8 protein-coding genes are annotated in these 4895 nt (G+C 61.1%); 2 read left to right on the forward strand and 6 right to left on the reverse strand.

Going from position 1 to position 4895, the window contains the following annotated elements; genetic code table 11:
- Both Q0349_RS02860 and Q0349_RS02865 read right to left on the reverse strand, forming a co-directional pair.
- A partial coding sequence (locus Q0349_RS02860; RefSeq protein WP_298079369.1) for a S1 RNA-binding domain-containing protein occupies positions 1-430 on the reverse strand: 430 nt, incomplete at its 3' end.
- 2 nt (positions 431-432) lie between these two features.
- Positions 433-1020 (reverse strand): nucleoside triphosphate pyrophosphatase, encoded by a 588-nt coding sequence (locus Q0349_RS02865; protein WP_298079370.1) that lies wholly within the window; start codon positions 1018-1020, stop codon positions 433-435.
- A gap of 279 nt (positions 1021-1299) precedes the next feature.
- On the opposite strand from Q0349_RS02865, the gene Q0349_RS02870 reads away from it, so the two are divergent.
- Positions 1300-1596, forward strand: coding sequence for a lipoprotein (locus Q0349_RS02870; RefSeq protein WP_298079371.1), 297 nt, complete (start codon positions 1300-1302; stop codon positions 1594-1596).
- A gap of 94 nt (positions 1597-1690) precedes the next feature.
- On the opposite strand, the gene Q0349_RS02875 is transcribed toward Q0349_RS02870, so the two are convergent.
- Together Q0349_RS02875 and Q0349_RS02880 are read right to left on the reverse strand one after the other, a co-directional pair.
- Positions 1691-2032, reverse strand: coding sequence for a helix-turn-helix domain-containing protein (locus Q0349_RS02875; protein WP_298079372.1), 342 nt, complete (start codon positions 2030-2032; stop codon positions 1691-1693).
- A gap of 30 nt (positions 2033-2062) precedes the next feature.
- Positions 2063-2515 (reverse strand): isoprenylcysteine carboxylmethyltransferase family protein, encoded by a 453-nt coding sequence (locus Q0349_RS02880; protein ID WP_298079373.1) that lies wholly within the window; start codon positions 2513-2515, stop codon positions 2063-2065.
- A gap of 178 nt (positions 2516-2693) precedes the next feature.
- On the opposite strand from Q0349_RS02880, the gene Q0349_RS02885 reads away from it, so the two are divergent.
- On the forward strand, positions 2694-3707 hold the full coding sequence (locus Q0349_RS02885) for a zinc-binding alcohol dehydrogenase family protein (protein WP_298079374.1): 1014 nt from the start codon (positions 2694-2696) through the stop codon (positions 3705-3707).
- 89 nt (positions 3708-3796) lie between these two features.
- Here the strand turns inward: Q0349_RS02885 and Q0349_RS02890 are convergent, their stop codons facing one another.
- Both Q0349_RS02890 and Q0349_RS02895 read right to left on the reverse strand, forming a co-directional pair.
- Positions 3797-4360 carry an ABC transporter substrate-binding protein gene (locus Q0349_RS02890; RefSeq protein WP_298079375.1) on the reverse strand — a complete coding sequence of 188 codons (564 nt, stop codon included), beginning with the start codon at positions 4358-4360 and terminating at the stop codon, positions 3797-3799.
- 159 nt (positions 4361-4519) lie between these two features.
- Positions 4520-4895: LysR substrate-binding domain-containing protein (locus Q0349_RS02895; RefSeq protein WP_298079376.1), on the reverse strand; the 376-nt coding region annotated here is incomplete at its 5' end.

Genomic DNA, 4895 nt, shown 5'->3' on the forward strand with positions numbered 1-4895 from the left:
CCGAGGCGATTTTGATGGACACGCCGATTTCATCCGCCGTCGGCAAAAACACGAGGAAACGCGAGGGGATGGAAATCTCCATTGTCAGCCGCGCGCCCTTGCTGCCAATCGGGTCTTTCAGCACCTGCACCAACAGCGTCTGCCCTTCACGCAGCACATCGCTGATGCGCGCGGGTGGTTTGTCGCCACGACGCACCACATTTTTCACATGGAGAAAGCCGGCGCGCTCCAGACCGATGTCAATGAACGCCGCATCCATGCCGGGCAGCACCCGCTGCACCTTGCCCTTGTAAATATTGCCGACGATGCCGCGCTTGCGCTCGCGCTCGACAAAAATATCCTGCAACACGCCGTCTTCGAGCAGGGCGACCCGCGTCTCGTAAGGCGTGTGATTGACCAGCACCTCCGTGCCCAGACCCGAACCGTCCATATTCAATTCCCCAGCGCGCGCAAAAATTCGCCGCTGCAACCCAACTCGCAAAACCCCTGCCACAGCGCCTGCAACGGCAGCCCCATGACATTATAAAAATCGCCGGTAATGGACGACACCAGCACGCCGCCGCGCCCCTGAATGCCGTAAGCGCCCGCCTTGCCCATCGCCTCGCCGCTGGCGAGATAGGCGCGCAGGAGCGCGTCGGGATGCTCCGGCATGGTGACGCTACTGCTTTCCACATAAGTGAACAGCGCCTGCCGCCAGCGCAGCGCCAATCCGGTGAACACCTGATGCTGCCGCCCGGACAGCGCACGCAACATCGCAAGCGCTTCGGCATTGTCCTGCGGCTTGCCGAGAATCGTGCCGTCGCAGGCGACGGTGGTGTCGGCGGCGATGAGCAGTGCGTCGGGAAAATCCGGCTGCACCGCTGCCGCCTTGGCGCAGGCGAGTCGGATGACCATCTCCGGCGCGGATTCCCCCGCGAGCGGCGTTTCATCGACATCCGGTTCGGCGGTGGTGAAATCAAAGCCGAGCATTTGCAGCAGCAGCGCGCGGCGGGGAGAGGCAGAAGCAAGGACGATTTGCATGGACGGATTCCAAAAAATAAAGGGTGCGGGCATTATAAACCGCAGCCGCACGGGCGGCAGGGGAGGGCATTTATAGCCGTACAACCGCGTACGGTCTTCGGCGACACGCCTTGTACAGAATTTTGTGCGTATCGCTATAAAAACCGCTGCGCTAAATAACCCATTAAAAACAAAGGGGATTAAAAAGTCTTCAGCAAACAGCGCATTGCCAGGCGCGGGCAAAGCGATTACATTGCCCCCGCATTTCGCAATGTATCAATCGAATAGACAGGAGATCCCATGAAAAAGAGTTTGCTCACCCTGGCCGCGCTGCTTGCCTTAAGTGCTTGTTCATCCAGCAAAAAGGAAGACGTGGCAGAAGCCGCACCGGTGACGGCCGCCGCGCCGGTGGAAACCGTCGCCCCCACGCCGATGGAGCCGCACTGGTCGCGTCCCAACACCAGCATTGCCGAGACCGCGCAGCAGGTCAGTCGCTGCGAATATGATGTTGGTATGAACACCGGCATTGCCGACAGCAAGCGCCACGATATGTTCGAGGCGTGTATGCAGAAAGAGGGGTATTCCTGGATTGAGTAATCCGCCGTCCCTGAATGAAAGGCAGCCGCAAGGCTGTCTTTTTTTATGGCAATTTTCCTGAAGACTCATGCGGTGCTGTCTCGCTATCCTGTCTTCAGCGGCGTGCCTTGTGCCTGTCGCCCCAAGTCTTCAGCGCCGCCAGCACGGGCGCAAGCGTTTGCCCGTATGCGCTGAGGCGGTATTCCACGCGCGGCGGCACTTCGGCATAGACGGTGCGCTCGATGATGCCGTCGGCTTCCAAAGCGCGAAGTTGCGCGGTGAGCGTGCGTTGCGACACGGCGGGCAGGATGCGGCGGATTTCGTTGAAACGCAGCACGCCGTCGGTATGCAGGCGGTAGAGTATTGTGCCTTTCCATTTGCCGCCGATAACGGCCAGCGCGGCTTCCACCGAGCAGCCCTCGGCGCAGTCGAACGCGGTGTGTGCGGTTTTGCCCATATTTTGTTCCTTTTGGGGTTGGCGGCTGCTTTATATCCAGCGCCGTGTCCGGCGGCAGTATGCGCGGTAGGCATCGCCGAATTTCCCGGTCAGAATGCGCTCTTCAGGGATGATTTGGAAACGGGTAATCCAGGCGGCAAAAACCGCCACGCCCGTCCAGGCGGCGGTCTGTGCCAGATGCAATGCCCATGCGGCCAGCAGCAGTGCCATGCCCAGATACATCGGGTTGCGGCTGAAACGGTAGATGCCGTCTGCAACAATCAGACGGCTTTTGCCGGGCGTGTGCGGATTGGCGGTGGTGTGGTGGCGGCAGAATGCGGCCGAACCTGCGAGTATCGCGCCGACGCCCGTCGCTGCGACTGCCGCCGCAAACCACGGCATGGCGGGCAATGCGGCAGGCAGCCATGTCGCCAGTCTGGACATCAGCGCGGCACATAGCAGCATCACGGCAAGCGGCGGGATTTTCAGTTCCAATGCGTTCATGAGTTGTTCCTTTCAGACGACGTTTCTCGGTTTTGGCTTCGCAGAAGTCCATATATTCGCGTTCAGGCTGTCTTCGGCAGTATCCGATAAGTAACCTGCTGAAAAATAAGTGCCTTCTTAACAAGTTCGCGCCTTCATCTTATGATGCCCGCGTCTTTTTCACAACCGGAGAAACACCATGAAAGCCGTCGGATTCAACCGCCCGCTGCCCGTCAGCGACGAAAACAGCCTGCTCGACATCGAACTGCCCGCGCCCGAACCCAAGCCGCACGATTTGTTGGTGGAAGTGCATGCCGTGTCGGTCAATCCCGCCGACGTGAAAGTTCGCGCCGCGCATACGCCCGCCGAAGGGCAGTATCGTATTTTGGGCTGGGATGCGGCGGGCGTGGTCAAAGCCGTCGGCAGCGCAGTGCGCGGCTTTGCGGCGGGCGACGAGGTGTATTACGCGGGCGTGATCAACCGTCAGGGCTCGTATGCCCAATTGCAGGCGGTGGACAGCCGCATCGCCGCCCAAAAACCGCGCACGCTGGATTTTGCCCAAGCCGCCGCGCTGCCGCTTACCGCGCTTACCGCGTGGGAAACGCTGTTTGACCGCCTCGACGTAAACAAACCCGTGGCAGGCGGCAGCCGCGCCCTGCTGCTGGTGGGCGGCGCGGGCGGGGTCGGCTCGATTACCGTGCAACTGCTCAAAACGCTTACCGACATTCAAATCATCGCCACCGCCTCCCGTCCCGAGAGCGAAGCATGGCTGCGCAGCCTCGGCGCGGATTTTGTGATTAACCATCACCACAGCCTGCCCGAACAGGTGGAAAAACTCGGCATCGGCGCACCCTCGTGGGCGTTTTCCACCAGCCATACCGAACATTACCTGCCGCAACTGGCGGAACTGCTTGCCCCGCAAGGCCGCATCGCGCTGATTGACGACCCCGCCGCACTCGATGCCAATCCTCTGAAAGGCAAGAGCATTTCGCTGCATTGGGAATTTATGTTCACCCGCCCCCTGCGCGAAACCGCCGACATCGCGCGGCAGGGCGAAATCCTCGCCAAAGTGGCGCAACTGGTTGATGAGGGTCGTCTGAAAACCACCGCCACGCACATTATCGACGGCATCAACGCCGCCAACCTGCGCCGCGCACATCAGATGGTGGAACGCGGCGACATGGTGGGCAAAGTGGTGCTGGTGGGGTGGTGAACAGGCTCGGAGAGGCCGCCTGAAAGCCAAAAAAGCAGCCTGAAAGCATCATGACTTTCAGGCTGCTTCTGTTTTGGCCGGGCAAGCTGCTATTCAGGCGGTCTTGCCGTTTCGCTTATTCCCCGGCAGTCCCCCGCTCCCCCAGCGCCCGGTCTTCTGCCGTGGCCGAGGTCAGCCGCGCTGCTTTGGTCAATGTCGTCAATCAGCCGCGCGGCTTCGCTTTCTTTGTCAAAGAGTTTGCCAAAGGCGGTGATGCGCGCCTTGCCGCTCTCGCGGATGGCGGCATTGTCGATGGTCATGTCGATGGTCGGCCAATGCGCTGCCAGGCGGGGGAAGGCTTCCGCGCCGGGGCCGCCGGTGATAACGAGGTCGGGCTGGTAGCGGGCAAGCGCTTCGTAATCCGGCTCAAAGACGGTGCCGACGGTCTGCGCGCGGGCAAAGACGGGCGCGAGGTAGTCGATTTCCATTTTTGCCGTGGTCGCGCCAACGGGGACGCCGAGTTGTTCGAGGCTGTCGAGCGCCGCCCAGTCAAAGACGGCGATTTTTGCCGGCTGCGGCGGCACTTCTGCCACGCCGCGCGCGGTTTCGAGGGGGATGGCGGTCTGCGCCCAGGCAGCGCAGCAACAGAGGAGGAAGGGCAAGACACGCAACATGGTTGGCTCCGGGTGATGGTTCGTGCCTTACGATAGCAATGGCGCAGGCGAAGCTGCGGCAGATGTGGCGGTTTTTCCCGATGGCGCGGGATTTTTTCCGGATTGGGATGGTTTGTCTGGTTACATACACCTTGAGCGCTCAAGTGTATGTATATCCCGTCAATCACTGACCCGCAGCACTTCGCACAGCGCGCGCAATGCCGCCGATGGTTGCCGGTTCGGATAGTAAAGAAAAAAGCCATCGTAGCGCGGCAGCCAGTCCTCCAGCAGCGGTCGCAGCCGCCTGTCGGCGAGATAATCGCGGCAAAACACATCGAGCGCGTAAGCCAGCCCCAACCCGCGTGCCGCCGCATCCAGCATCAATTCCGGGTCGTCCAACACCAGCGCGGACGCCACCGCCCGTTCAAACGCTTCTCCGTCGCGCACAAATTCCCAGCGGTAGCGCGTGCCGCCGCCCAGTTGGCGGGAAGCTGATGCAGCGGTGTTGCGCCAAATCTTGCGGCGTCTGCGGCACGGCATGGCGGGCGAGATATTC

Source organism: uncultured Cardiobacterium sp. (assembly GCF_938028185.1).
Taxonomy (GTDB): Bacteria; Pseudomonadota; Gammaproteobacteria; order Cardiobacteriales; family Cardiobacteriaceae; genus Cardiobacterium.

Bases quoted from the DNA above. Each gene is read 5' to 3' on its own strand.
- Q0349_RS02865 (WP_298079370.1), bottom strand. From the start codon at position 1,020: ATGCAAATCGTCCTTGCTTCTGCCTCTCCCCGCCGCGCGCTGCTGCTG.
- Q0349_RS02870 (WP_298079371.1), top strand. From the start codon at position 1,300: ATGAAAAAGAGTTTGCTCACCCTGGCCGCGCTGCTTGCCTTAAGTGCT.
- Q0349_RS02875 (WP_298079372.1), bottom strand. From the start codon at position 2,032: ATGGGCAAAACCGCACACACCGCGTTCGACTGCGCCGAGGGCTGCTCG.
- Q0349_RS02880 (WP_298079373.1), bottom strand. From the start codon at position 2,515: ATGAACGCATTGGAACTGAAAATCCCGCCGCTTGCCGTGATGCTGCTA.
- Q0349_RS02885 (WP_298079374.1), top strand. From the start codon at position 2,694: ATGAAAGCCGTCGGATTCAACCGCCCGCTGCCCGTCAGCGACGAAAAC.
- Q0349_RS02890 (WP_298079375.1), bottom strand. From the start codon at position 4,360: ATGTTGCGTGTCTTGCCCTTCCTCCTCTGTTGCTGCGCTGCCTGGGCG.